Consider the following 26,881-nt stretch of genomic DNA (forward strand, 5'->3'; position numbering starts at 1 on the left):
CGGTGCACGCGCCGACCACCCTTCACCTCCCATCACGGGACACAGCAGAAGGAGAACCCATGCAAACCTGGGCCAAGCGCGGTTTCCAGACCGCACTTGTCACGGGTGGTTTGCTGATGCTCGGTACGGGCATCGCTTCAGCCCAGGAGAACGTCAACCCCGACGCCCCGCCGTCGCCGCTGGACGCCCGCGTCCGCGTGCCGATCGACGTCGAGGAGAACAACCTGGGCACCCCGGTCGGCAACCGGGACCTGCCGGAGATCCACCGCGAGATCGGCACGGAGAACGTGCCGCAGCCGACCGGCGTCACCAACAACCCCCTGGTCCGCGACGCGCAGGCCCGCGTCCGCCAGGTCGACACCACGCAGGTGACCCGCGGCAACGCCGTCGACGGCGACGTCGTCGCCCCGGTCCACGCCTGCGGCAACGCGGTCGGCGCCGGCGGCGACGCCCACGCCGACGGCGAGTGCGCGCAGTACACGCCCAGCACCGGCAAGACCCGCACCGACGGCTCCCGCGGCTCGCTCGCGGGCAACGTCGCCGCGATCCACAACGCCAGCCCGATCGGGGCCACCGGCAACGCCGCCGCCGTCGGCGCCAACGCCTACTCCGAGTCCTACGCCCGCCAGGACGCCGCCGCGGGCGGCGACATCAGCACCGGCGGTTCGGACGGCTCGCTGTCCGGCAACATCCTCGGCGTCCAGCAGGCCACCCCGTTCCGCGTGAGCAACAACGCGGTCGCGGGCGGCGGCATCGCCAACAGCGCCTCGCACGCCGACACCGAGGCCGAGGCCGGCGGCTCGCTGGCCACCAACGGCGACCGCAGCACCCTGGGCGGCAACACCGCGGGCATCCCGCTCGCCCCGATCACCTCGGTCGAGGGCAACGCGCTCGGCGCGGCCGGCAACGCCGACTCCACCGCCGACCACCGCACCACCGCGGTCGCCGGCGACACCGGCCCGACCCGCAGCAACCACGAGTCGTGGCTGTCCACCAGCGGCGAGAACGCCACCGTGGCCGGCAACGCGCTCCAGCCGCAGCTCGCCGGTCCCGCCACGGTCAACAACAACGCCCTGGCCGGCGTCGGCAACGCCGACACCGAGACCCGGTCGGACAACAACGCCCAGGCGGGCGGCTGGGCCCAGACCAGCGGCCAGGACTCGACCCTGTCGGGCAACTTCGGCGACGCGCCCGTCGCGCTGCCGGTGGGCGGCGCGGGCAACTCGGGCTCGGTGCTGGGCAACACCTCCTCCACCCACGCGGCCGACACCGACGTCCGCGCGGGCGGCTCGACGTTCACCGACGGCGACCGCTCGGTGCTGTCGGCGAACTCGACCAACGCGGCCCCCGCCGGCGCGATCGACGCGTGCGGCAACGGCCTGTCCGGCGGCGGCATCGCGGCCTCGCAGTGCGAGAACGAGGTGGACTCCGCCGCCGGCGGCTACAACGGCACCACCGGCAACGACGCGGTCCTGTCCGGCAACATCGGCCAGGCGCCGCTGGCGCTGCCCGCCGAGGGCTTCGGCAACGCCGGCGGCGTCGGCGGCCTGGCCACCGGCAACGCCGTGGAGGACAAGGAGATCCGGGCCGGCGGGGCGCCCAACGCCCGCGACGACAACGGCACCGTCTCCAGCAACGTCGTCACCACGCCCACCGCGCTCGGCGGTCAGGGCTTCGGCAACGCCGGCGCGCTGGTCGGCAACCCGACCTCGAAGACCGAGAGCGACACCGCGCTCGTCGCCGGCGGCCCGGCGTCGGCCACCGGCCGGCACGGCTCGATGTCCGGCAACATCGTCGAGGCTCCGACCTCGAACCCGGCGCAGGTGCCCGGCAACACCTTCGTGGCCGTCGGCAACGGCGCGTCCGACCTGAGCAACGAGCTGCACTCGCGCTCCGGCGGCGACGCCAACTCCGAGGGCGACCACGGCGCGTTCACCGGCAACGTCGTCTCGGCCCCGCAGGCGTCCTCGCCGCAGGTGTTCGGTTCGACCCTCGGTGCGGGCAGCAACGCCAAGAGCGCGGTCGAGAACGAGTTCACCTCGTTCTCCGGCGGCGACATCGCCACCTCGGGCAACCAGGGTTCGGTGTCCGGCAACGGCATCACCGCCCAGCCCGCCCTGGCGCTGCAGACCTTCGCCGACTCGGTGTCCGCCGCCGGCAACAGCCGCTCGGACGTGTCCGACCAGTCCGCGGTGGTCGCCGGTGGCGACCAGGAGACCGAGGCCTGGAACAGCTCGCTGTCGGGCAACCTGGTCAACCTGCCGGCCAACGCCAAGCCCGGCGTGTTCGGCGACGCGGCGACCGCGGGCGGCCTGGCCGACGCCAACGCCGACTCGCTGAGCCTCACCCAGTCCGGCGGCGACACGGAGACCACGGGGTCGGGCGCGCTGACCTCGCACGACGTGTCGGTGCCCGCCGAGACGCGGCCCGCCGTGTTCGACGTGCCCGCCGACGTGCTCGGCGACGCCCGGACCGACCTCGCCGAGGCCTCGGCCGAGCGGACCGGCGACGAGCCGGAGGGCCAGGGCGGCCCGCGCAAGACCGTGCCGCGGGGCATCACCCTGCCCGCCGGCGTGGACAACCTGATGAAGCCGACCGAGCTGCCCAGCCTGTCCAGCCTGGACAAGCTGTCCGGCCTGGGCGCGATGGACCTGTCCGACCTGCGCGACTTCGACCTGTCGGTGCTGCGCGGCCTGGAGCTGTCGAAGGTCCGCGAGCTGGGCGCCCCCCAGGTGCGCGGCATGGACCTGACCCGCGCCAGCGACCTGTCGCTGACCCGCGAGTCGCTGCCGAAGCTGCCGGCAGTGTCCGACGTGGTGGACCTGGAGGACATGCCGGTCAACCAGATCCCGAACCCGAAGCTGGTCCTGGAGCTGCTGACCGGCCAGGCGGGCGGGCTGCCCAAGGCCGACCTGACCAGGGTGGCGCCGAAGGAGCTGCCCACCAAGCTGCCTTCGAACGCGCCGTCCACCAGCGTCGCGGACAAGAAGCTGCCCACGCCGGCGCTGCCGGGCAAGCTGCCCACCGGCGGCCTCACCGACGTGAAGGTGCCCGGTGTCGCGAACGTCCCCGGCCTGAACAAGCTCACCGGCCTGACCCGGTCGCCCGAGCTGGGCAGGCTGAACGAGCTGCGCCGCCTGCAGGAGCTGCGCCGCGTGCCCGAGGCGATCGTCAACGCCTCCGACCGCAACGCGCTGGTCAACGACGGTGACAAGGACGAGCGGTCGTTCGGCGGCACCCTGCCGCTGTTCGGCGGCACCCTGGGCGTGACCCCGGTGGTGCAGGGCCTGCCGCTGCTGCCCGGCCCGCAGAAGGGCTCGCCGCGCAGCCTGCCCAGCGTGGCCTCCCCGCTGCCGCTGCCGTTCGTGGTGCCGGTGCCGGGCGTGGCCCAGCCGCGCACCGCGGCCCCGGCCCTGCCGGCCGTCCCGGCCGCGCCGGTCCCGCCGCTGTCCGGCGCTTCGCTGTCCGGCCTGAACGTGAACCCGCTGAACGGCAAGGTCGAGGGCCCGCGCGAGCGCACCTCCGCCCCGGCCCTGGCCGGTCTGGACGCGCTGAGCATGTTCGACGCGCTGGGCGCGATGGACGTGACGCAGGTCCTGCCGAAGCTCTGACCCGCACCACCCACCCCGCGTGAACGGGACCCCTGGCACACCCGGTGCCAGGGGTCCTTTTTAGTGGCGCAACCGCTCTTCGACGTGGGCGATCACCGAGTGCAGGGGCGCGTCGCCGTCGCTGGTCACCCAGCACACCCGCACGCCGGGCTGGATCCGCGTGCCGCCCAGCCGCACCGCCCGCCCGGCCAGCTCACGGGCCCGCGCCGCCACCGCCTCGCCGTTGCCGTTGGGGTGTTCCGCGACGACGGCGAACTCGTCCCCGCCGTACCGGGCCACGGTGTAGTCCTCGCGCAGGCCCTCCCGCAGCCGACCGCCGATCACCGCGAGCAGCTCGTCGCCGCGCTGGAACCCGTGGGTCCGGTTCACCTCGGCGAGCTGGTGCACGTCGAGCAGGACCAGCGTGGCGAGCGTGCCGTGCGTGCGGGCCCGGGTCAGCGCCTGGTCGAGGCGGTCCAGCAGCAGCGCCCGGCCGGGCAGCCCGGTGAGCGCGTCGAGCAGGTTCGCGCTGTGCGGCACGTCCTGTTGCACCGGTCGCAGCAGCACCAGCACCTGGCCGCGGTCGGACAGCGGGTGGATGTCGGCCCACACCCGCGTGTGCGGCAGGACCACCGGGATGGTCAGCGCCGCCCCGGTGCGCAGCACCTGCGCGGCGAGCTCGGCGCACGTCGGGAGCCGCGCCCCGGACTCGTCCCACGCCGCGGGCAACCGGTAGCCGGGCAGGGTGGTCGGCGGCACGCCCAGCAGGGCGGCGGCCAGGCGGTTGCCCGCGAGCACGGTGCCGCGGTCGTCCTGGAGCAGCACGCCGACGGGCAGTTCGGCGACCAGTTCGTCCCACACCCGACGGGGGGTCGTTGACTGCACGGTACGCATAGGACTCGTGCCCTTCGCCGGACCAGGCCTGTCCGTCAGAAGCATCCCCGCAGGTCGAGGGCTTTTCAATAGGCCTGATGACACTCGGTCCGGTGATCTTTTATTCCATCACCCCGCCGATCAGGAGACCGGCGAACTCCTCCTCGGACACCACGGGCACCTCGTAGGCACGCGCCCGCCGCGCCTTCGTGGACAGGGTGAACGGGTCCGCCGCCACGACGAGCCGCGTGGACCGGGTGACGTAGCCGCGGCTGACCAGTCCGGCGGCCCGGGCGCGCGAGATCCACACGTCCCGGGGGTCGGTGGTCTGCCCGGTGAACACGACGACGTCGCCGACGCGCAGCGCGACGTGCTGCTTCGCGCGGGTGGCGGTCGCGTTGCCGCGGCGCACCTCGACCGCGTCGCCGGGCAGTCGCGGCCACGGGACCCGGGGTGCCTCGGGGACGCCCCGCCGCAGGTAGTGGGCGAACAGGCGGGCCGTGGCGCGGGCGTCGTGCAGGGCGGAGTGGGCGTCCTCGACGACGATCCCGGCCGCCGCGCAGCAGTCCCGCAGCGACCGGCCGGCGCCCGGCGGCGCGAGGCGCATCGTGCACAGGCCGTCCGGGTCGAGGTCCACGCCGAGCCGGGCGAACTCGGCGGCCAGGAAGCGGGCGTCGAACGCGAGGTTGTGCGCGACCAGCACCCGACCCGCGAGCCGCTCGGTCAACGCGCCCGCGACCTGCGCGAACGTCGGCGCGGCCCACACGTCGGCGGCGCTGATCCGGTGCACGTGCCGCGGCCCGAGGTCCCGGCCGGGGTTGAGCAGGGTGCACCACTCGCCGGTCGGCTCGCCCCGCGCGTCCAGCTGCACGACCGCCACCTCGACCACGCGGTCCGCCCGGCGGGCGGCGAACCCGGTCGTCTCCACGTCGACCACGGCGTACCCCATGATCGACCCACCCTACCGATCATGATCACGCGCACAGCGCGCGGAGCGCGTGCACCACCACCGTGTCGGAGAACGTGCCGGTCAACGGCCCGGTGCGCAGCAGCCACCGCTGGTAGACCGGGGCGAGCAGCAGTTCGGCCGCAGCCGGCACGTCCACGTCGCCGCGCACCTCACCGGCCCGCTGGGCCATCGCCAGCCGTTCCTCCAGCCGCATCCGGCGCGGCATGAGCAGCAGCGTCACCAGGTCGGTCCGCTCCTCGTGCACCAGCACCCGGCACACCTGGTCGAACCGCCGCTCCTCCAGTTGCCGCACCGCCTCCCGCAGCTCCCGGCGCAGGTCGTCGCCGAGCGCGCCCCAGTCGGGCGGCTCGTCCTCGACCGGCCCGAACTCGACCAGCGCGTCGAACAGCAGCGGCCCCTTGGACGGCCACCAGCGGTAGATGGTCTGCTTGCCGACCCCGGCGCGGGTGGCGACCGCCTCGATGGTCAGCCGCGCGTACCCGACCGCCTCGACCAGTTCGAGCGCGGCGGCCAACACGGCCCGCCGGGACCGCTCGCTGCGCCGCGCCGCGTCGGGTGGCATCCCTTGATCGTAAACGCGCCGACCCGCGCCGTTCACACTTTCGTGCGCCACCGGCCCGAAGCGCTCACGCGCCGCGACCGAAGGCCGCGCCACCCCGCCGAGCTGTCCGGGAGCCGGTGATCGGCCATTCCCCCATGCCCGCCGACCGGCCACGGCAGAATCGACCGGGTGCAGATCGGGGTGCTGGGACCGTTCGAGGTCCGCGCGGACGACGGCGTGCCGGCGAACGTGCCGGGCGCCCGGTTGCGCGCGCTGGTGACCGCCCTCGCGCTGGAACCGGGTCGGGTCGTCCCCAAGGCGACGCTCATCGACTGGGTGTGGGGCGAGCACCCGCCCGCCGACGCGGCGAACGCCCTGCAGCGCCTGGCCTCCCGGTTGCGCCGGGTGCTGCCCGGCGGGGTGGTGGACGGTCAGGCGGGTGGCTACCGGCTGGCGGTCGAACCCGACGCCGTGGACGCCGTGCGGTTCGAACGCCTGGTCGGCCGGGCGCGCGGTGGCGACGAGGCCGTGCGGGCGCGGCTGTTGCGCGAGGCCCTCGGCCTGTGGCGGGGGACGGCCATGCAGGACGTCGGCCTCCAGGACAGCGAGGCGTTCGACGCGTCGGTCACCCGGCTCGACGGGCTGCGGCTGACCGCGCTGGAGGACCTGTTCGAGGTGGAGCTTGGCCTCGGGCGCGGCCCGGAGCTGGTCGCGGAGCTGACCGAGCTGGTCGCGGCCCACCCGGTGCGGGAACGGCTCGTCGCCGCGCTGGTGCGCGCCCTCGGCGAGGCCGGGCGCAGCACCGAGGCGCTGATGGTCTACCAGCGGGCGCGGGAGGCCCTCGCCGACGCGCTGGGCGTGGACCCGTCGCCGGAGCTGGCCGCGCTGCACGTCGCCCTGCTGCGCGGCGAGCTGGGGCGCAGGGAGGAGACCCGGAAGAGCAACCTGCGCGCCGAGCTGACCACGTTCGTCGGCAAGGAGCACGACGTCGCCGCGGTCCGCGACCTGGTCACCGGGCACCGGCTGACCACCCTGATCGGGCCGGGCGGCTCGGGCAAGACCCGCCTGGCCACCGAGACCGCGCGCACCCTGCTGGACGACCTGCCCGACGGCGTGTGGCTGGTCGAGCTCGCCCCGGTCGGCGTGGGCGGCGACGTGGCGCAGGCGACGTTCGCCGTGCTCGGGCTGCGCGAATCGCTGCTGGGCGGCGCGGCGGACGCCGAACCCGCCGAACGGGTCGTCGCCGCGCTGCGCGACCGGGAAGCGCTGCTGGTCCTGGACAACTGCGAGCACGTGATCGACGAGGCGGCGAAGTTCGCCCACCGGCTGCTCGGCGAGTGCCGGCGGCTGCGCGTCCTCGCGACCAGCCGGGAGCCCCTCGGCATCACCGGCGAGGCGCTGTGGCCGGTCGAGCCGCTGGCGCTGCCCGCGGCGGACGCCGACCCGCGCGCGGTCGAGGCGTCCCCGGCGGTCCGGCTGCTGCGGGACCGGGCCGCCGCCGTGCGCAGCGACCTCGTGGTCGACGCCGCGGCGCTGGCCACCATGGCCAGGGTCTGCCAGGCGCTGGACGGGATGCCGCTGGCCATCGAACTGGCCGCCGCCCGACTGCGCACGATGTCGCTGGAGCAGTTGGCCCACCGGCTGGACGACCGGTTCCGCCTGCTCACCGGCGGCAGCCGCACCGCGCTGCCCCGGCACCGGACGCTGCGCGCGGTGATCGACTGGAGCTGGGAGCTGCTCAACCCCGCCGAACGGGTCGTGCTGCGCCGGCTCGCGGTGTTCTCCGGCGGCGCGAGCCTGGAGGCGGCCGAACGGGTCTGCGCGGCCGACGGCGTCGAGTCGTGGCAGGTGCTCGAACTGCTGACCGCGCTGACCGAGAAGTCCCTGGTGGTCACCGAGGGGGACGCGGCCCCGCGCTACCGCACGCTGAGCACGATCAAGGAGTACGCGGCCCAGCGGCTGGCCGAGGCGGGCGAGTCCGAGCACGCGCGGCACGCGCACCTGGCCCACTTCACCGACCTGGTCGAGGCCGCCCAGCCGCACCTCCTGCGCGCCGGGCAGCTGGAGTGGCTGGCCGCGCTGGAGGTCGAGCACGACAACATCGTCGCGGCGATGCGCGGCGCCCTCGCGGCGGGCGAGGCGCAGGGCGCGATGCGGCTCGCGGCGGCGGCCGGCTGGTTCTGGTGGCTGGGCGGGCACAAGGTCGAGGGCGGCGAGCTGATCATGGCGGCGGCCCGCACGCCCGGCGAGGTGACCGACGAGGTCCGCGCCGTGGTCTACACGTTCGTCACGACGTTCCTGACCGCCGGGCGGGGCAGCGACGAGTACCAGGCCCGCGAGTGGATCCACAAGGCGGCCGACATCAGCCGGCGCGTCCCGGGCCTGCACCCGGTGGTGCGGCTGATCGTCGCCCTCGAACGCATCCTGGAGGACCCGAGCGCCTACCAGGCCGCCTACGAACCGCTGCTGGACGACCCGGAGCCCTTCGTCCGCGCGCTGGCCCGGCTGCAGCTGGGCAAGATGCGGATCATGCACGGCCACGGCGGGCGCGACGCGGACGCCTGCCTGGAGGCGGCACTCGCCGAGTTCCGCGCGATCGGCGAGCGGTGGGGGACCTCGTTCGCGCTGACCGAGCTGGCGAACCGGATCGCGATGCGCGGCGAGTTCGCCGGCGCGTGCGCGCTCCTGGACGACGCGGTCGCGGTGATCAGCGACTTCGGGTCCGCCGAGGACGTCCTGCGGATCCGGTCGCGGCAGGTGGAGCTGCACTGGCTGGCCGGCGACGAACGGGCGAGCACCGCCACGCTGACCGAGGCGGAGCGGCTCGCGGAACGGGTCGCCTGGCCGGAGGCGTTGACCGACCTCGCCCTGGCCAAGGCCTCGCTGGCCCGCTGGCGCGGCGACGTCGACCAGGCCCGCCGGCAGCTCGACCGGGCCACCACCCTGATGGGCGAGCAGGCCGAGCAGGCGGGCGTCCGCGCCGCGACCCACGACGCCCTCGGCTACCTCGCCGAAGACCTCGCCGAGTCGCGCGAGCACCGCGTCGCGGCGTTCCGCGCGGCGGCCGAGTCGGGGCTCCCGCTGGCCGTCGCCCACGTGCTGATCGGGATCGCGGACCTGGCGCTGCGGCGCGACCGGCCCGAAGGGGCCGCGCGGTTGCTGGGGGCGAGCGCCGGCGTGATCGGCCTGCCGGACCGGTCCCAGCCGGACTTCACCCGGATCGAGCGGGAAGCGCGTGGTCGCCGCGGTGTCGCGCGGTTCACCGAGGCGACCGGGGAGGGGGAGCGGGCGGACTGGCGGGAACTCGCCGAGCTCACGCTCGCCTGGTGAACGTCGACCGCGCCCACACGTACCCGACCAGGGAGATGCCGACGCACCAGGCGATCGCGGCGTAGGTGTCGCCGGCCGACGGGACCCCGGTGAAGAACCCGCGCAGGCTCTCGATGATCGGCGTGAACGGCTGGTGCTCCGCGAACTCGCGGACGCCCGGACCCATCTGCCCGGCGGGCACGATCGCGCTGCTGAAGAACGGCAGCATGATCAGCGGCACGGTCACGAACCCCGCCGACTCCGGCGTCTTCGCGGCCAGGCCCATCGCCACGGTCAGCCAGGCGAGCGCGAAGGCCGTCAGCACCAGGACGCCGATCGCGGCGAGCCAGTGCCCGAAGGTCGCGGACGGGCCGAACCCCATGAGGAAGGCGACCCCGATGACCGCCGCCAGCGCCACCACCGTGCGCACCACGGTGGACACGACGTGCCCGGTCAGCACCGCGCCCCGGGAGACGTCCATGGCGCGGAACCGGTTGATGATCCCCTTGGTCATGTCGGCGTTCACGCCCAACGCGGTGGCGCTCAAGCCGTAGCTGACGGCCATCAGGAGCATGCCCGGTGTCGCGTAGTCGATGTACTCGCCATCGACGTTGAACGAGTCGCCGAACACGTAGACGAACATCAGCATCAGCACGATCGGCAGCAGGATCGCGTTGAACACCGTGACGGGGTTGCGGACCGAGTGCTTGAAGTTGCGGCGAAGCATGATCGCCGAGTCGGTGAAAGCGGTGCTCATGATGCGGTGACCTCCGTGCTGGCGTGTCCGGTGAGGGCGAGGAAGACGTCGTCGAGGTCCGGCGTGTGCACGGAGAACTCCTCGACCTCGATCGAGTGCTCGTCGAGGCGGTTCAGCAGCGCCCGCAACGACTTCACGCCGCCGTCGCCGGGGACGCGCAGGGTCAGCGCCTCGTCGTCCGGCGTGGACCCCGCGACGACCCGGGCCGCCGCGCCCAGCGCGACGACGTCGGCGAACCGCAGCCGGACGTGGCTGCCGGGGACCTGGCGCTTGAGCTCGGCGGCGGTGCCCTCGGCGACCAGGCGGCCTTGGTCGAGCACGGCGATCCGGTCGGCGAGCTGGTCGGCCTCCTCCAGGTACTGGGTGGTGAGGAAGATCGTCATGCCGTCGGCCACCAGCTCGCGGACGATGTCCCACATCGTGCGGCGGCTGCGCGGGTCCAGGCCGGTGGTGGGCTCGTCCAGGAAGATGATCCGCGGCCTACCGACCAGGGTCATCGCGAGGTCGAGCTTGCGGCGCATGCCGCCGGAGTAGGTCGCGGCCTGCTTCTTCGCGGCCTCCACCAGGTCGAACCGCTCCAGCAGGCCGGCGACGACCTGCTTGCCCTCGCGACCGCCCAGGTGGTGCAGGTCGGCCATGAGCCGCAGGTTCTCCTCGCCGGTGAGCAGGTCGTCCACCGAGGCGAACTGCCCGGTCACGCCGATGGCCGACCGGACGGCCCGGGTCTCGGTGGCGATGTCGTGCCCGGCGACCCGGACCGTCCCGCCGTCGGCCTTCGCCAACGTGGTCAGCACGTTGACCGTGGTCGTCTTGCCGGCCCCGTTCGGGCCCAGCAGGGAGAACACCGAGCCCGCCCGGACATCGAGGTCGATGCCGGCGAGCACGGTCTTGTCCCCGTACGTCTTGCGCAGCCCGTGGGCCACGATCGCGGATTCCGTCATGGGCACACTGTCGGCGGCGGGGCTGACACGCCCCTGTTCTGCGCCTGACACGGGCCAGACGGGCGAGGAGCGCAGCTAGCGGTCGGTCAGGCGGCGCACGAGCTTGAGCGCGGACCACGTCTCGTCCACCGCGCACACCTTCACGTCCACCAGGCCGCGCGCCAGGGCATGGTCCCGGACGCCGTTCTCGTCCAGGTCGGTCGGCACGCCCGACGCCTTCTTCGGCCACGCGACCCACAGCGCCCCGGCCGTCGTCATGCGGGCCACCGACGTGTCCCACAGGCGGGTCAGGGCCGCGCGGTCCGCGCAGAAGACGAGCTGCACGTCGTACGGGTCGCGGCCGGCCCGCCGGTGGAACGGGCAGTCCAGGCCGAAGCCCTTCGGTGCGCCCGCCAGCAGGACCCGGGAGCCGGGCCGCACACCCAGCTTCACGTGGAGCGGTTTGCCGGAGTAGCCCGTCACCGCCGCACCAGCACGTAGGCCTGCGGAGTCTTCTCGTACTCCTCCAGGGCTTCGCGGACCAGGGTCGTGTGCGGCGTGAAGCCCGCCCTGGTCAGGTCCGCCACCACCTTGGCCACGTCGAGCCGGTAGGCCATCGCGTCGAGCCCCCGGTGGCCGTACGCCTCGGTGATGTGCTTCGCCTCGTCGCCCACCTGGAAGCCGAGCAGCAGGTGCCCGCCCGGCGCCAGGACCCGGTGGAACTCGGCGAACACGGCCGGGTGCTCGGCCGGCGGCACGTGGATCACCGAGTACCACGCCACGAGACCGCCCAGAAACCCGTCCGGCAGGTCCAGCGCCGTCATGGACCCGACCTCGAAGCGCACGTCCGGGAGGGCGCGGCGGGCGATCGCGACCATCTCCGGGGACAGGTCCACGCCGAACACGTCCAGGCCCAGCGCCGCCAGGTGGCCGGTGATCCGCCCCGGACCGCAGCCGACGTCCGCGACCCGGCCGGTGACCAGCTCGGCGAACGCGCCCAGCACGGCCCGGTCCAGGATGCTGCCCGGCCGGTTCTCGGCCAGCACGTCCTTGAGGGTCTCGTGGTACGACTCGGCGACCGTGTCGTAGGCGGCACGGGTGGTTTCGAGGAAGGTCACGCGGTCACTTTAGGCAGGGGACGCGTGTGGTCGCGGAAGGTCACCCGGGCTTTGAGGAACACGAAGAACAAGGCCACCAGCAGCGCCGCCCGGCCCCACACGCCGATCACCACGGCCTGCGCCGAGAACCCGTCGTAGATGCCCGACGGCTGCGCGAACTCGATCGCGTAGTACCAGCGGAAGATCCCGATGCCCATCGCGATGTCCGCCGCGAAGTAGGCGAACGCCCAGCCCAGCGGCACGCGCAGCAGCACGAACATGGGCACCAGCCACAGCGTGTACTGCGGCGAGTGGACCTTGTGCAGCAGCAGGAACCCGCACAGCATGGCCGCCGACACCGGCACCCACGGGTACACGCCCTCGCGCTGGAACCGCCGCCAGCCCAGCCAGCACGCCAGCGCGAACGACGCCAGGATGCCCACCGGCGACAGCACGCTCACGACGCCCTGCATGGACTCGTCGGGCATGAACGGCCGCATCGACCAGAACCAGATCGAGTTGGTCGTGATGTCCACGCGGCGCAGTTGCTGGAACGTGAACGACGCCTGCCAGCCCTCGAAACCCGCGATCGCGAACGGCAGGTTGACCAGCACGACCGTGACGATCGAGGCGAACGCGACCTTCACCGCGCCCGCGAAGTCGTACCGCTCGCCCTTCTTGAGGCCCTCACGCCCGCCGGTCAGGACGTAGAGGCACAGCGGCAGCACGAACGCCGCCGGGTAGATCTTGAACGCGAAGCCCAGGCCGAGCAGGACCGACGCCACCACGGCCCGGTCCACCAGCGGTTTGGGCGTGCGCCCCCACCCCCGGTGCACCACGTAGACCGCCGCGACCGCGCAGAACACGACCGGCAGGTCCCAGTTGTGGAAGGCGTAGAGGACCATCGGCGGCCCGATCGCCCACAACAGCGCCCGCCACCCGCTCAGCTTGCCCAGCAACCACGCCGTCGCGAGCCCGAACGGGGCCATCAGCAACGCGCTGAACAGCAGGAACGCCGCGTCGGTGTGGGCGAAGATCGCACCCGCCCAGATCAGCAGGCCGGTCAGCACCGGGTACTCGACGGTGCCGCCGATCAGGACGCCCTTGCTGTTGATGCTGCCGTGCACGTACGGGAAGACGTGCCGGTCCACGTCCCGACCGATCCACAGGTGCTGGATGTCGGAGTAGCAGACCTCGGCCTTGTTGCGCTCCTCGTAGTCCGGCGCGCTGCGACCCCACTGGTCGAACTCCGGCCCGGTGCAGCGGTCCTTGTTGGCGAACCCGAGCAGCAGCGTCACCCCGCACAGGAGGACCAGCGCGGCCAGCGCGGCCCGGCCGAGCCGGTGCGACCGCTCCCCGCGCGCCCGCTCGGGCACGGCCGACACCTCCCGCGTCACGCTCATCGGCCCAGGTGCTCGCGGAGGAACGCGATGTCCTCCGCCTGCCCTTCGTCCGGTGTCTCCACCAACGCCGGCGAACCGGCCGCGGCGACCACCGCGACCAGTTGCTCCGGGTCGATCGTGCCGGTGGCGATGTTCGCGTGCCGGTCGCGGCTGGAGCCGAACTCGTCGCGCGAGCTGTTGAGGTGGACCAGGTCGATGCGGCCGGTGATGGCCTTCACCCGGTCGACGATGCCCACCAGGTCCTCGCCGGAGGCGAACGCGTGGCAGGTGTCCAGGCAGAACCCGGCGTCGAACTCGCCGACCGCGTCCCACAGGCGGGCGAGCATGTCGAAGGTGCGGGCCATGGCGTTCTCGCCGCCCGCGGTGTTCTCGATCAGGATCGGGACGGCGAACCCGCCCTCCGCGGCCTGCCGCTCGAACATCTTCCGCCAGTTCGCGATGCCCTCGGCCGGGTCGTCGCCCTTGCCGACGTGGCCGCCGTGCACGATCAGGCCCTTCGCGCCGACCTTGGCCGCGCCCTCGGCGTGCTGGAGGACCATCTTGCGGGACGGGATGCGGATGCGGTTGTTCAGCGACGCCACGTTGGCCAGGTAGGGCGCGTGGATGAAGACGTCGAGGTCGGAGGCCAGCAGACCCTCGGTCTGGGGGTGCGGCTTGGGCGCCTTCCACCCCTGGGGGTCGGCGAGGAAGAACTGGACGACTTCGGCCCCGCGAGCAGCCGCGGCGCCCAGCGGGTCGTCGTCGCGGACGTGGGCCCCGATGCGCATGGTTGAGCAGAGTAGCCGGGTGCTGCAACGAGTCAGGAGCCGACGCCGATACGGGTTTTGCGAAAAGAGCACATGACTCGCGTCACCCGGAGGACGTACGCTCGTTACTTGTAAGTAGGTAACGGCGTGGGGCACGGCAGGAGGACAGCCATGCGGACCCGACTCACCCGGCTGTTGGGCGCGGTGGCCGTGGTGTTCGCGGTCGCGGCGACCGGCTCGGGCACCGCGCAGGCGGCCGAGCCCGTGGTGGTCGGCAGTTGCGCGACCAGCGTCCAGGGCGCTCCCGGCACACCCGTGTCGCTGAGCCCCGGCGCCGTCGTGCAGCCCGTCACGGACCTCATCCGGGCGATCCCGCTGCTCGGACCGCCCCTGGCCGAGCCGTTCAAGACGGCGTTCAACGCCCTGCCGCCGATCCCGATCGGCGCGATCCCCACCGGGTCGGGCGTCATCACCGGCGGGCACATCGCCAACCAGGTCAACGCGGAGCTGAACAAGATCCCGCTGCTCGGCCCCGTCATCACCACGCTGACCGGCCGGGTGCAGGACACCCTGACCAAGCTCTGCGGCGTGACGGTGACGGGCGTGAACGCGGCGGCGGCACCGGTCCAGGACGGGTCGAAGGTGCTCGCGGACACGTCCCAGCAGATCGCCGGCCAGGTGCTGCCCGGTACGCAGCCCGGTCAGCCGGGCACGGGCCAGCCGGGGACCGGACAGCCCGGTGGGCAGCCGGGGACGGGCCAGCCCGGGACCGGACAGCCCGGCGGCGGGCAGGGTGGCTTCACGCCGATCGGCGGCGTGGGGGGCCTGGACCTGCCGCTGTACGGGAGCAACCCGTTCAGCGGCAACTTCGGCCGCGTGCCGCTGTTCAGCTACGGCTCGCTGCCGTTCGCGATGCCGGGCCAGTTCTCCCCGTCGCCGGGGATCCGGTACGGCGGGAACGTGCCCGGGTACCGGCCGGGGTACGGCCTGCCGACCCCGTCGAACGACGGCGTCCAGACAGCGGGTCGCGCCCAGGCGCTGCCGGGCGGCGGCAACCTCGGCGGCGGCGTGGCGGCCCCCGTGTTGCTGGCAGTCCTGGCGCTCTCTTGTGTGACCGGTGCTCTGGTCCGCACGTGGGTCCTGCGCCGCGCGGTCGCCTGAGCCCACGCCGACCGCAACGCTCCACACGGCGACCAGCAACAGCCGCACGCCAGTGCCACTTCGGGCGGCACTGGCGGCCAGCGACGGCCGCGATAGTTGACCGGTCGGCTACCAACTCATCGGGGTCGGGTCAGATAGTTGACCGGTCGGCTACTGACTCGTCGGGGTGGGGGTTAGGTAGTTGACCGGTCGGCTACCAGGCCCCGTGAAGGCCGTGTCGCTTCGGGCGGAACGCCCGAAGCGGGCAAAGCCCACTCCCGCCCAGCCCTCCCCTCTCCGCCAGCCCCGCCCAGCCCAGCCCCGCCCAGCCCAGCCCCGCCCAGCCCAGCCCCGCCCAGCCCAGCCCCGCCCAGCCCAGCCCCGCCCAGCCCAGCCCCGCCCAGTCATTTCGCCACCCAGCCACTTCGAGCCGTCCCCGCCGAGGGTGCCCTCGCGCCAGCCCTCCAGCGCCCCGCCGACCCCGACCCCCGGGTCACCCGGGAGCACCCGGACCGCGACCCGAGAGCCCCGCCGGCCGCCGCCCGCGAACCTCCTGCTAGCCTTCCCGGGTTGCTGACGCGACGACCCTCCTGCCACGGAACGTCCGTGGCCGCCGAGTCCACAGGAGGTGAGTGGTCTTCATGCGTCATTACGAAGTGATGGTCATCCTGGACCCCAGTCTCGACGAGCGCACCATCGCGCCGTCGCTCGACCAGTTCCTCAACGTCATCCGCACCAGCGGTGGCAACGTCGAGAAGGTCGACGTGTGGGGCAAGCGCCGGTTGAGCTTCGAGATCAACAAGAACAGCGAGGGCATCTACGCGGTGCTCGACCTGACCTCGACCCCCGACGCGGTGAAGGAGCTGGACCGCCAGCTCGGTCTGCAGGAGACGGTGCTCCGGACCAAGGTCCTGCGCCGCGAGCCCCCCAAGGCTGTCGCGGCCAAGGCGTAAGGGAGCCCTTCCGACATGGCAGGCGAGACGACGATCACGGTGGTCGGGAACCTGACCGCCGATCCGGAACTCCGCTTCACCCAGTCCGGTGCCGCGGTGGCGAGCTTCACGGTCGCCTCCACGCCCCGGACCTTCGACCGCCAGTCCGGCGAGTGGAAGGACGGCGAGGCGCTGTTCCTGCGGTGCAACGTGTGGCGGCAGGTCGCGGAGAACGTGGCCGAGTCGCTCACCCGCGGTTCGCGCGTGCTCGTGACCGGGCGCCTGCGCCAGCGTTCCTTCGAGACGAAGGAAGGCGAGAAGCGCACCGTCATCGAGCTGGAGGTCGACGAGATCGGCCCCTCGCTGCGGTACGCGACCGCGAAGGTCAACAAGGTGAGCCGTGGGGACGGCGGCGGCGGCTTCGGCGGCGGCGGTCAGTCCCGTGGCGGTGGCGCCCCGGCGGACGACCCGTGGGGCTCCGCGCCCCCGGCGGGCTCCGGCGGCGGCTTCTCCGACGAGCCCCCCTTCTAGACCTCGCACCCCCCTCACTTCACCGCTTCATCCAGGAGTACCCCACATGGCCAAGCCGCCTGTGCGCAAGCCGAAGAAGAAGGTCTGCGCGTTCTGCAAGGACCGCAACGCCAACCTGATCGACTACAAGGACACGACCCTGCTGCGGAAGTACATCTCCGACCGCGGCAAGATCCGTGCCCGCCGGGTCACCGGCAACTGCTCCCAGCACCAGCGCGACGTCGCCGTGGCCGTCAAGAACGCCCGCGAGATGGCGCTGCTGCCCTACACCTCGACCGCTCGCTGAGAAAGGGGGACACACCGTGAAGCTCATCCTCACCGCTGACGTCAGCGGCCTCGGTGGCCCCGGCGACATCGTCGAGGTCAAGGACGGCTACGGCCGCAACTACCTGCTGCCCCGCGGCCTGGCGATCGTCGCCACCAAGGGCGCGGCCAAGCAGGTCGAGGTCATCCGCCGTGCGCAGGAGACCCGCCGCGTCCGCGACCTGGACCACGCCAAGGAGATCAAGGCCGCGCTCGAAGGCCTCGGTTCCGTGACGCTCAAGGCCAAGGCCGCCGTCGGCTCCAAGAAGCTGTTCGGCTCGGTCACCTCGTCCGACGTCGTGTCCGCGGTCCGCTCCGCGGGCGGCCCGACGCTGGACAAGCGCGCCGTCGAGATCGCCGGCCACATCAAGACCCTGGGCAAGCACACGGTCGCCGTGCGCCTGCACCCCGAGGTCACGGTGTCGCTGGCCGTCGAGGTCGCAGCCGCCAACTGAGCCTTCGTGCTCGCAGAAGGCGCCGCTCAGCCGGTACTCCGGAAGGGCGGCGCCTTCGCACGTCCGGCTGTGGACAACCCCGTGTGACAGCCCGTGCGCGACACGCCGTAGAAGCGGTTACACGCGACACGCCGAGGGTGTGACGAAGGACTTTTCCACATCTCTGTCCACAGGCTCCCACCTGCGAAAACTTCTGTCATGGCCGGAGTTGTACCCAGGTTGTCCACAGCTTTCCACGGCGTTGTGGCCAACCGGCCGGAACCATCCCCAACCTGTCCACCGGTCTGTCCCCAGGGCTGTTTGCCTGCGCCATCCGGGGGTCACTAGCGTCCGCGAAGTCGCTGAGCGTGCCTCGCGGACTTTGTCGTACCGGCGGGGTAGAAAACAGGGCACGAGCGGATTGGGGTGAGTGCGCGGTGGCGCTGGTGGACGACCGGGGGATGGCCGAACCCGGCTTCGAGCGGCAGCCGCCCCAGGACCTCGCCGCGGAGCAGTCCGTGCTGGGCGGCATGCTGCTGAGCAAGGACGCCATCGCCGACGTCGTCGAGGTCCTCGCGCCCAACGACTTCTACCGGCCCGCGCACCAGGCGATCTACGACTGCGTCCTCGACCTGTACGGGCGCGGTGAACCCGCCGACCCGATCACGGTGTCGGCCGAGCTGGAGCGGCGCGGCGAGCTGCTGCGCGTCGGCGGCGCCCCGTACCTGCACACCCTGATCGCGACCGTGCCGACGGCCGCCAACGCGTCGTACTACGCGGAGATCGTCGCCGAGAAGGCCGTCCTGCGCCGCCTGGTCGAGGCGGGCACCCGCATCGTCCAGCTCGGCTACAACGGCGCCGAGGGCGCGGACGTGGACGAGGTCGTGGACCGCGCCCAGGCCGCCATCTACGAGGTCACCGAGCGCCGCACCACCGAGGACTACGTGGCTCTGGAGGAACTGCTCCAGCCGACCATGGACGAGATCGACGCGATCGCCTCGCGCGGCGGCTCGTCCCTGGGCATCCCCACCGGCTTCGCCGACCTGGACGAGCTGACCAACGGCCTGCACCCCGGCCAGATGATCATCGTCGCGGCGAGGCCCGGCGTCGGGAAATCGACCCTGGGACTGGACTTCGCCCGTTCCGCGTCGGTCAAACACGGTCTGACCAGCGCGTTCTTCTCGCTGGAAATGAGCAAGACCGAGATCGTCATGCGCATGCTCTCCGCCGAGGCCCGCATCCGGCTCGGCGACATGCGCGGTGGGCGGATGAGTGACGACGACTGGACGCGGCTCGCTCGGCGGATGAGCGAGATCAGCGAGGCGCCGTTGTTCATCGACGACTCGCCGAACCTCACCATGATGGAGATCCGGGCCAAGGCGCGGCGGCTCAAGCAGCGGCACGACCTGCGGCTCGTGGTGGTCGACTACCTCCAGCTGATGTCGTCGGGCAAGCGCAGCGAGTCGCGTCAGCAGGAGGTCTCGGAGTTCTCCCGGAACCTGAAGCTGATCGCGAAGGAGCTGGAGGTCCCGGTGATCGCGATCTCCCAGCTCAACCGCGGTCCCGAGCAGCGCACCGACAAGCGGCCCCAGCTGTCCGACCTGCGCGAGTCCGGCTCGCTGGAGCAGGACGCCGACATGGTCATCCTGATCAACCGGCCCGACGCGTGGGAGCGCGACGACCCGCGCGCGGGCGAGGCGGACCTGATCATCGCCAAGCACCGCGCCGGCCCCACGGCCACCATCACGGTCGCCCACCAGCTGCACTACAGCCGCTTCGCCGACCTCGCCCAGGGCTGACCTCAGCCGGGTTGGAAGAACGCGAGCAGCCGCCGCGCGGCGTCCGGTGACATCAGCAGTTCCTGCAGGTCCGCGGACAGCCGGGCGGCGGCGCTGGTGCGGTCGAACATCTCCCGCTCGTACTCGCGGACGGCGGTGGGGACGTCGTCCGGGTGCGCGGCCAGGGCCAGGCCCAGGCGGGCGCCGTCGAGCAGGGCCATGTTGGCGCCTTCGCCGACCGGCGGCATCAGGTGGGCGGCGTCGCCGACGAGCGTGACGTCTGGTGCCGGCGGCCAGGTCAGGCCGACCGGGAGGGTGCTGATCGGCCACCGCCGGATCGTGTCGTCGCACGCCGCGACGAGCGCGCCGAACCGCGGGTCCCAGTCCGCCAGCAGTCCGACGAGGTGCGCGCGGGTGGCGGCCGGGTCGTCGAACGGGATGCCGCTGGTGGCGAACCAGTCCTCGCCGGTGTCGTAGAAGCTCAGGCCGACGCGCACGCGGCCGTCGCCGTTGCGCTGCGCCGCCAGCGACATGCCGTCGCCGAGCACCCAGTACGTGCCGCGGCCGACCATCGCCGCGAGGTCGGGGTGCGTGCGGTCGATGTCGGGGATGCCGAGTTCCACGACGTTCTGACCGACGTGCGCGGGCCGGGCGTCGGTGAGCAGCTCCCGAACCCGGGAGTTCGCGCCGTCCGCGCCGACCAGCAGGTCGTACGGCGCGCTGCCGCCGCCGGCGAAGCGCAGCACGCCGTCGTCCGCGGACTCGTACGCGTGGCCCCAGCGCACGGCGCCTTCGGGCAGGGAGTCGAGCAGGAGCGCGCGCAGGTCGGCCCGGTCCACCTCGGGGCGGAGGAGCGGGGCGTCCTCGGGCGTGTCCTCCTGGAGGAGCAGCGTGCCGTCGGACTCCAGGAGCCGCATGTCCTGGCCTTCGCCGCGGGCGATGGCGAGGAACCCGTCCACCAGGCCGGCCTCCCGCAGGGCCCACTGGCCGGAGTGGATGTCGAGCATGCCGCCCTGCCCGCGGGCCTCGCGCGACGACTCGCGTTCGTACACGACGGCGTCGATCCCGTTCACGTGCAGCACCCGGGCGAGGGTCAGACCGCCCAGGCCCGCGCCGACGATGGCGATGGTCATGCGCACCTCGATTCACTGTATCGCTCGATACACTGTATCGCGATGGGGCGCTGTATCGTCTGGGCCGTGGTGGTGTGGGAGCGGCCGGAGCCGCCGGAACGGCCGGCGCCGGCCCCGCTGAGCCGGGAACGCCTGGTCCGGGCGGCCGTCCAGCTCGCCGACGCGGACGGCCTCGACGCGGTGTCGCTGCGCAAGGTCGCCGCCGAACTGGGCGTCGGCCCGATGCGCCTCTACGGCTACATCGCCACCAAGGAGGAGCTGCTCGACCTGATGGTCGACGCGGTCCACGCCGAGATCCGACCGACCGGGGACGGGTGGCGCGAGGTGCTGCGTTCCCTGGCCGAGGCCACCCGCCGGGCCGCCCACCGGCACGAGTGGCTCGCCGACCTGATCGGCGGCCGGCCGCAGCTCGGCCCGGACTCCCTGGCCGCCGGCGAGGCCGTGCTGGCCGCGATGGGCGACATCGACCTGGACACCGTCGTGCCCGCGGTCGCCGCGGTCAACGCGTACGTGATCGGCGCGGTCCGCCGGGAGATCACCGAGCGGCGCGCCGAGCGGGCCTCCGGGATGGACCAGCGGCAGTGGCAGGCCTCCTACGGCCCCTACCTGCGGCGGACCCTGGCCACCGGCCGGTTCCCCGCGCTGGCCAGGGTCGTGCACGACGGCCCCCACCTCGACGCCGACGAGACCTTCCGGGCCGGCCTGGACCTCCTGCTCGACGGCATCGCGGTGCGCATCGGGGGCTGACGCCCGGCCGGGACGGGGTGTCAGCGCGGTGGCCGGTCCGTGTCAGGCGGGTCGGCGAACGTGATCGCCATGACGACTTCACCGATCGCGGCCCGGACGCCGCGGACCAGCACCAGGGTGTTCCGGCACGTGGGGACCGCGGCCCTGGCCGCCGCGCTGCTGGCCGGCGCTACGACACCCGCCACCGCCGCGCCCGCGGCACCCGCCACCGCCGCCGCACCCGACACCGCCGCCACCCCCACCGCCGCCACCGCGGAGACCGCCGACCGCCCGGAGCTGCAACGAGCCGCCCAAGCGGTGATCGATGCCGGGTTCGGCGGCCTGCAGTTGCGGGTGCGGGACGAGCGGGGTGAGTGGACGGGTAGCGCCGGCGTGCGCAAGCTCGGCTCGCCCGCGCCGCCGCCGACCGACGGGCGGTTCTGGGTGGGCAGCTCCACCAAGACCGTCACCGCGACCGTCGTGCTGCAACTGGTGGCCGAGGGCCGGGTCGGCCTGGACGCCCCGGTGGCCGACCACCTGCCCGAACTGGCCCTGGACCGCCGGATCACCCCGCGCATGCTGCTCCAGCACACCAGCGGCCTGTTCGCCTACACCGGCGAGGTCTACGACGACGGCACGGTCGTGCCGGGCATCCCGGCGACGGGCAAGGCGTGGGTGGACAACCGGTTCCACCGCTACGAGCCCGCGGAGCTGGTGCGGTTCGCGCTGGCCAGGCCGGCCCGGTTCGAGCCGGGGACGGGCCAGAACTACTCCAACACCAACTACACGCTGGCCCAACTGCTCATCGAACGGGTCACCGGCCGCTCGTTCGCCGACGAGGTGGAGCGCCGCATCCTGCGCCCGCTCGGCATGAGGGGCACCGGCGTGCCGGGCCACCGGTCCACGCTGCCCGGACCGCACGCCCACGGCTACTACCGCTACCAGGACGGCGGCGAGTGGAAGGTCGCCGACGTCTCCCGCCAGAACCTGTCCCTGCTGTCCGGCGCCGGCGACATGTACTCGACCACCCGCGACCTGCAGACGTTCTTCTCCGCGCTGATGGCGGGCCGGCTCGTCCCGGCCCCGTTGCCGGCGGAGATGCGCACGCCGCACGGCTACCTCGGCTACGGCCTGGGCCTGTTCGTGCAGGAACTGCCCTGCGGCGGCACGGTCTACCACCACAACGGCGGCGCACCCGGCGGCTACGGCTCGCTCATGTACAGCTCGCCGGACGGCCGCACGACCATGACGGCGGGCGTGACCACCGGCGACGCCCCGATCGACCCGGCGGCGGCGTTCCCGAAGGCGCTGGCCGGGCTGGTCGAGACCGTCTTCTGCGGCAGGTGAGACGGCCGGGCGAGCACCACCGTGCTCGCCCGGTCAGGCCGCGTGGGCCGGCGTCCGGCGGCCGATCCGGAGCACCCGCCGGTCCGGCGCGCCGTCGAGGAAACCGCCGCACGGGTCGTCGTCCCCGGCCTGGCGCACCAGGTCCCGCGACGGCCGGTAGATCTCACGCACCACGAACGCGCACAGCACGATCACGGCGATGTCCCGCACCACCACGGCGCCCAGGAACCAGTCGATCGGCAGGCCCTTGTTCTCCACTCCCAGGTAGAAGAACATGCGCGGCACCCACACGAGGGCGTCCACGGCCATCCACGCCAGCAGCAGCCGCCACCGCGGCAGCGCCAGCACCGCCAGCGGCACCAGCCACAGCGAGTACTGCGGGCTCCACACCTTGTTGGTCAGCAGGAACGCCGCCACCACCAGGAAGCCGAGCTGCGGCAGGCGGGGCCGGGTCGGGGCGGACAGGGCGACGAAGCCGACCGCCGCGCAGCAGAGCAGGAACAGCACCGCGCTGACGGTGTTGAGCACCTCGGGGGCCTGGCCCTGCACCAACCCGGGGTCGAAGCCCTTCCAGTCGGTCCACTGGGCGACCACGTTGTAGAGGGAGTCCGGGTCCACGCCGCGCTCGGTGTTGAGCCGGAAGAACTCGCGCCAGCCCGCCGGGTACAGCAACGCGATCGGCGCGTTCACCGCCGCCCACGTGAACAGGGTGGTCGCCAGCGTGGTCAGGCCGGCCCGCATCTTGTCCGCCCGCCAGCACAGCAGCAGCAACGGTCCGAGCAGGAACAGCGGGTACAGCTTCGCCGCGCCCCCCAGGCCGAGCAGGATGCCGGCGACCACGGGTTTCTTGCGCGCCCACGCCAGCATGCCCGCCGTGGCGAAGGCCGTGGCGAGGGTGTCGAAGTTGGTGAACGCGTGCACCACGACCAGGGGCGACACGGCGACGATGGCCGCGTCCCAGATCCGCCGCCGGGCCAGGCGGGCCACCGCGTAGGTCGTCACGAGCCACGCGAAGGCGAGCCACAGGGCGGTGATGTCGAAGTACACGATCACCGTCATCGGGTTCGGCAGCCAGCCGCTCTCCGCGATGCGCGTCCAGCCCTGCGCCATGCGCGCGTTGAGCCACTGGAACAGGCCCGTCACCACCGGGTACTCCATGTACCGGACGTGCGCGGTGGGCTTGCCCTCGTCGTCGATCCACGACGTCTTGTAGGGGAACGTGTCCGGCTTGTCCAAGCGCTCCGCCGTGTAGAGCGGCACGGTGTCGGAGTAGCACATGGCGGTGAACTGCTTGCTGCCCCGCCAGTCGAGCTGCACGACCCCGTTGGAGTCGACGTACTGCTGCACGCACGGCGACTTCTGCAGGTAGGCGAACGCCAACGTCACCACGGCCAGGAGCAGCACGACCCGCAACGGCGTCCAGAACCACTGCCGCCCGACCGACGCGTGCCGCCCGACGGGCCCGCCGAACGGCCGCGCCGCAGCCCGCGCCAGCGGCTCGGTCCACGTCGGGTACACCCGCTCCTCGGGGCTGAGCGAGTCCGTGTCGTCGGCGTCCGTGTGCTGCGAAGGGCTTGCCACGTGCCGGATGCTACGGCCAGCGGCTGTGGTTGGGCGTGAAGAAGCCACCGAAAAGCGTGAGGCCCGGCGCGGACGCCGGGCCTCACGGGGCTATCTCGTCGGTGGACTGCCGCCGCCGATCGGATCGGGTTCGTTCGGCTGCGTCGTGGTGGTCGGGCACGCCGGGAACAAGCCGCCGCACGACGGCTTGGTCTGCCTGGTCGTGGTGGTCGTCGGCTCGTCGCGCGTGGTCGTCGGCCGGCCCGTGGTCGTCTTGTCGTCGTCCTTGTCGTCGTCCTTGGGCGTGGTCGTCGTCGTCGTGATCTTCGGCGCTTCCAGCTCACCGATCGGCTTCGGCTTGGGGAACGTCTCCTTCGGGGCGTTCGCCAGCGCCTTGTCCATGAACTTCTTCCAGATCTGACCCGGCAGGCCGGAGCCGTAGATCATCTCGTTCTTCTTGTTCTTCAACGCGACCGTGCCGGAGTCGGTGCCCATCCACACGCCGGCCGCGAGGGACGGGGTGTAGCCGACCATCCAGGCCTTCGAGTTCTCCTGGCTGTTCGGGAGCTCGTGGGTGCCGGTCTTGCCGGCGCACTCGCGGCCGTTGGCGCAGGGGATGTTCGACTTGCCCGGGATGTGCTTGAGGACGTCGGTGACGTTGTCCGCGATGTCCTGGCTCTTCTGCGGGTCCGGGTCGAACGCGGGCCGCGTCACGTCGGTGTGCGTGTAGACGGCCTCGTCCTTGGAGTTGGTGATCTTCGTGACGAAGAACGGCTCGTGGTAGACGCCCCGGGCCGCGAAGGTCGCGTACGTCGAGGTCATGTCGAACGGGCGGACCTGCGTCGTGCCACCGCCGATGGAGATGTTGGCGTCCGGCGCGTTGCCGTTCTCGTCCTCCAGCAGCGTGTAGGTCTTGCCGCCGACCTCGACCTTCGGCGGGATGCCCGCCTGGTGCGCCGCCTGCGCGACCTTGCCGGTGCCGATCTTGAGCGCCATGTCGAAGAACACGGTGTTGATCGACTTGATCATCGCCTCGCGCACGCTGCACTGCGTCGGCACGTCGCACCGCACGCCGGGCGAGTTGCGCACCGGGTTGTCCGGGCCACGGCCGGGGAACGTGCGCGGCGAGCTGCCGTCGTAGAGCTTGCCCGCGCCCTCGCCCTTCTGCAGCGCGGCGACGAAGTCGAACGGCTTGAACGACGAGCCGGGCTCCTGCAGCGTGCCCGTCTGGTAGTCGATGCCCTGGCCGTTGCCGCCCCAGTAGGCGCGGACCGCGCCCGTCCCCGGTTCGATCGCGGACATCGAGGTCCGCAGCACCTCCGGCTGGCCCTCCATCACCTCGTCGACCGCCTGCTCGGCGGCGGTCTGCATGGCCGGGTCGATGGTGGTGTGGACGGTCACGCCCAGCTTCTGGGCCCGCTCCAGGCCCCACCCGTTGCGCTCCATCTCCGCCTCGACCTGCATGCGGATGAACAGGCGGGTGCCGTCCAGGCCGTTGTTGTTGACTTCGGCGAGCGGGACCGGCGGCACGTAGGCGAGCCCGGCGCGGGCGCCCTGGTCGATGAACCCGAACTTCACGAGGTTGTCGGCGACGTAGGTCCAGCGCTCCTGGCTGTAGGCCTGGTTCTCGGACTTGCCCGGGTTCTGGATCATGCCGGCGAGCAGGGCGGCCTCGGACATGGTCAACGAGCCCAGGTCGTCGCGGTTGAAGTAGACCTTGGCCGCTTCCTTGATCCCGTACGCCGACCGGCCGAAGTAGATGGTGTTGAGGTAGGAGGTCAGGATCTCCTTCTTGTCCTGCTGCTCCGACATCTTGTACGCCTTGACAACCTCGGTGAACTTGCGCGAGAGCGTCTCGTCGTCCTGCTCGGTCGCCTGCTTGACGTACTGCTGGGTCAGGCCGGAACCACCGCTCTTGCGGCCGGTGACCTGGTACCAGCCGGCGCGGGCGATGGCGCGGAAGTCGAAGCCCGGGTTCGTCATGAACGTCGGGTCCTCGGCGGCGAACACGGCCTGCTTGACGACCTCGGGGATCTGGTCGTAGGTGATCATCGTCCGGTTCGCGCCGGACGGGGCGATCTTCGTCATGACCGAGTTGTCGGCGTACAGGATGGTGATCGCCTTGTCCTGCTTCGAGGCGGTCTCCTGCGGGTTCGGGACCTCCACCAGCTGGTAGGCGATCGCGAACGCGACGATGGGGCCCAGGATCATGAGGAAGAGGCCGACGTACGAGACGCGCCGCACCCGGCGCCAGATCTTCTTCCGGCGCAAGGCTTTCTCCTCCTCCGGCGTCAGCTCCTCGTCGTACTCGTCGTCGTAGAACGGTTCGAGCTCGATCTCGTCCTCGCGGTGGGTGAGGAGCTCGGGCTCGCGGGCGACGGTCTGGTGCACGGGCGGGAGCAGGTCGGTCGGCTCCTCGCCGGGCCGGCGGGGGCCGCCGGGTCCGGGCACGCCGGCGCCGGGGACACCCGGGCCGGGGCCGCCGGGACGGCGCATGCCGCCGGGAGGCGTGTTCGGCCGGCCGGGCCCCCTGGGCACGTGCCGGGTGGCGTTCGGGTCGGCGTTCGCCGCGGAGGGCACGCCGGGGCCGCCCACCGGTCGGGGGCCGCCGCGGCCGGGTTCCGGGGCGTGCCGTCGGCCACCCTGCGGGACACCGCCGGGGGGCGTGCCGCCACCGCCGGGGATGCCGCCCGGCGGGGTGCCGGGACCGCCGCGCGGGACACCGCCCGGGGAGCCGCCCTGTCGGGGGTACCCGGTAACGTGAAGCCACGATGAGCGCCTTGTTCGACTT

Annotated in this window: 22 protein-coding genes; 10 read left to right on the forward strand and 12 right to left on the reverse strand. The window is 72.6% G+C overall.

Annotated elements, in window-relative coordinates; translation table 11 throughout:
* Positions 1–59 precede the first annotated feature (59 nt).
* A complete protein-coding gene (locus tag AB0A74_RS20000) occupies positions 60–3,611 on the forward strand; it encodes a hypothetical protein (RefSeq protein WP_358251374.1) in 3,552 nt (1,183 codons plus the stop codon).
* A gap of 60 nt (positions 3,612–3,671) precedes the next feature.
* Here AB0A74_RS20000 and AB0A74_RS20005 read toward each other — a convergent pair whose 3' ends face one another.
* From AB0A74_RS20005 to AB0A74_RS20015, 3 genes are all read right to left on the reverse strand, one after another.
* The gene (locus AB0A74_RS20005) at positions 3,672–4,484 is read right to left on the reverse strand and encodes a GGDEF domain-containing protein (RefSeq protein WP_358251376.1); all 813 of its coding nucleotides are present in this window, start codon (positions 4,482–4,484) and stop codon (positions 3,672–3,674) included.
* Positions 4,485–4,584: 100 nt separating this feature from the next.
* A complete protein-coding gene (locus tag AB0A74_RS20010; RefSeq protein ID WP_358251380.1) occupies positions 4,585–5,412 on the reverse strand; it encodes an exonuclease domain-containing protein in 828 nt (275 codons plus the stop codon).
* A gap of 25 nt (positions 5,413–5,437) precedes the next feature.
* On the reverse strand, positions 5,438–5,995 hold the full coding sequence (locus AB0A74_RS20015) for a TetR/AcrR family transcriptional regulator (RefSeq protein ID WP_358251383.1): 558 nt from the start codon (positions 5,993–5,995) through the stop codon (positions 5,438–5,440).
* Positions 5,996–6,163: 168 nt separating this feature from the next.
* Between AB0A74_RS20015 and AB0A74_RS20020 the strand changes: the two genes are divergently transcribed.
* Entirely contained in the window at positions 6,164–9,304 is a 3,141-nt protein-coding gene (locus tag AB0A74_RS20020) for a BTAD domain-containing putative transcriptional regulator (protein ID WP_358251385.1), read from the forward strand.
* On the opposite strand, the gene AB0A74_RS20025 is transcribed toward AB0A74_RS20020, so the two are convergent.
* The 6 genes from AB0A74_RS20025 to AB0A74_RS20050 form a co-directional block, all read right to left on the reverse strand.
* Positions 9,288–10,040 (reverse strand): ABC transporter permease, encoded by a 753-nt coding sequence (locus AB0A74_RS20025; protein WP_358251387.1) that lies wholly within the window; start codon positions 10,038–10,040, stop codon positions 9,288–9,290. The two genes, AB0A74_RS20020 and AB0A74_RS20025, sit on opposite strands and share 17 nt — an antisense overlap.
* Positions 10,037–10,981, reverse strand: coding sequence for an ATP-binding cassette domain-containing protein (locus AB0A74_RS20030; RefSeq protein WP_358251388.1), 945 nt, complete (start codon positions 10,979–10,981; stop codon positions 10,037–10,039). The genes AB0A74_RS20025 and AB0A74_RS20030 overlap by 4 nt, the downstream gene beginning before the upstream one ends.
* Positions 10,982–11,056: 75 nt before the next feature.
* Positions 11,057–11,443 carry a DUF3052 domain-containing protein gene (locus tag AB0A74_RS20035; protein ID WP_358251389.1) on the reverse strand — a complete coding sequence of 129 codons (387 nt, stop codon included), beginning with the start codon at positions 11,441–11,443 and terminating at the stop codon, positions 11,057–11,059.
* Complete coding sequence (locus AB0A74_RS20040) at positions 11,440–12,078, reverse strand: methyltransferase domain-containing protein (RefSeq protein WP_358251391.1); 639 nt, start codon at positions 12,076–12,078, stop codon at positions 11,440–11,442. Before AB0A74_RS20040 ends, AB0A74_RS20035 begins: the two co-directional genes overlap by 4 nt.
* Positions 12,075–13,460: a hypothetical protein gene (locus AB0A74_RS20045; RefSeq protein ID WP_358251393.1), complete on the reverse strand. Its 1,386-nt coding sequence runs from the start codon at positions 13,458–13,460 to the stop codon at positions 12,075–12,077. The genes AB0A74_RS20040 and AB0A74_RS20045 overlap by 4 nt, the downstream gene beginning before the upstream one ends.
* Positions 13,457–14,227: a deoxyribonuclease IV gene (locus tag AB0A74_RS20050; protein WP_309109948.1), complete on the reverse strand. Its 771-nt coding sequence runs from the start codon at positions 14,225–14,227 to the stop codon at positions 13,457–13,459. The genes AB0A74_RS20045 and AB0A74_RS20050 overlap by 4 nt, the downstream gene beginning before the upstream one ends.
* Before the next feature lie 150 nt (positions 14,228–14,377).
* On the opposite strand from AB0A74_RS20050, the gene AB0A74_RS20055 reads away from it, so the two are divergent.
* The 6 genes from AB0A74_RS20055 to dnaB all read left to right on the forward strand — a co-directional run bounded on the left by AB0A74_RS20055 (position 14,378) and on the right by dnaB (position 19,345).
* Positions 14,378–15,367 carry a hypothetical protein gene (locus AB0A74_RS20055; RefSeq protein ID WP_358251394.1) on the forward strand — a complete coding sequence of 330 codons (990 nt, stop codon included), beginning with the start codon at positions 14,378–14,380 and terminating at the stop codon, positions 15,365–15,367.
* A gap of 620 nt (positions 15,368–15,987) precedes the next feature.
* The gene (rpsF, locus tag AB0A74_RS20060; RefSeq protein ID WP_343933851.1) at positions 15,988–16,299 is read left to right on the forward strand and encodes a 30S ribosomal protein S6; all 312 of its coding nucleotides are present in this window, start codon (positions 15,988–15,990) and stop codon (positions 16,297–16,299) included.
* A 15-nt stretch (positions 16,300–16,314) separates the two neighbouring features.
* Entirely contained in the window at positions 16,315–16,809 is a 495-nt protein-coding gene (locus AB0A74_RS20065; protein WP_343933852.1) for a single-stranded DNA-binding protein, read from the forward strand.
* 46 nt (positions 16,810–16,855) lie between these two features.
* Complete coding sequence (gene rpsR, locus AB0A74_RS20070; protein WP_033428226.1) at positions 16,856–17,095, forward strand: 30S ribosomal protein S18; 240 nt, start codon at positions 16,856–16,858, stop codon at positions 17,093–17,095.
* Between the two features lie 16 nt (positions 17,096–17,111).
* Entirely contained in the window at positions 17,112–17,567 is a 456-nt protein-coding gene (rplI, locus tag AB0A74_RS20075; RefSeq protein WP_121224024.1) for a 50S ribosomal protein L9, read from the forward strand.
* 440 nt (positions 17,568–18,007) lie between these two features.
* Positions 18,008–19,345, forward strand: coding sequence for a replicative DNA helicase (gene dnaB / locus AB0A74_RS20080; protein WP_358251403.1), 1,338 nt, complete (start codon positions 18,008–18,010; stop codon positions 19,343–19,345).
* 2 nt (positions 19,346–19,347) lie between these two features.
* Here dnaB and AB0A74_RS20085 read toward each other — a convergent pair whose 3' ends face one another.
* Complete coding sequence (locus AB0A74_RS20085) at positions 19,348–20,457, reverse strand: NAD(P)/FAD-dependent oxidoreductase (RefSeq protein WP_358251397.1); 1,110 nt, start codon at positions 20,455–20,457, stop codon at positions 19,348–19,350.
* Between the two features lie 66 nt (positions 20,458–20,523).
* Here AB0A74_RS20085 and AB0A74_RS20090 point away from each other — a divergent pair, with 66 nt between their 5' ends.
* Both AB0A74_RS20090 and AB0A74_RS20095 read left to right on the forward strand, forming a co-directional pair.
* Positions 20,524–21,204 (forward strand): TetR/AcrR family transcriptional regulator C-terminal domain-containing protein, encoded by a 681-nt coding sequence (locus AB0A74_RS20090; protein WP_358251405.1) that lies wholly within the window; start codon positions 20,524–20,526, stop codon positions 21,202–21,204.
* Positions 21,205–21,273: 69 nt separating this feature from the next.
* Positions 21,274–22,530 carry a serine hydrolase domain-containing protein gene (locus tag AB0A74_RS20095; protein ID WP_358251398.1) on the forward strand — a complete coding sequence of 419 codons (1,257 nt, stop codon included), beginning with the start codon at positions 21,274–21,276 and terminating at the stop codon, positions 22,528–22,530.
* Between the two features lie 33 nt (positions 22,531–22,563).
* Here AB0A74_RS20095 and AB0A74_RS20100 read toward each other — a convergent pair whose 3' ends face one another.
* Together AB0A74_RS20100 and AB0A74_RS20105 are read right to left on the reverse strand one after the other, a co-directional pair.
* Positions 22,564–24,111, reverse strand: coding sequence for a glycosyltransferase 87 family protein (locus tag AB0A74_RS20100; protein ID WP_358251399.1), 1,548 nt, complete (start codon positions 24,109–24,111; stop codon positions 22,564–22,566).
* Positions 24,112–24,201: 90 nt separating this feature from the next.
* Entirely contained in the window at positions 24,202–26,670 is a 2,469-nt protein-coding gene (locus AB0A74_RS20105) for a transglycosylase domain-containing protein (RefSeq protein WP_358251401.1), read from the reverse strand.
* Positions 26,671–26,881 lie beyond the last annotated feature (211 nt).

Origin of the sequence: Saccharothrix sp. NPDC042600, assembly GCF_040647305.1 — a bacterium.
In the GTDB taxonomy this organism is placed as follows: Bacteria; Actinomycetota; Actinomycetes; order Mycobacteriales; family Pseudonocardiaceae; genus Actinosynnema; species Actinosynnema mutabilis.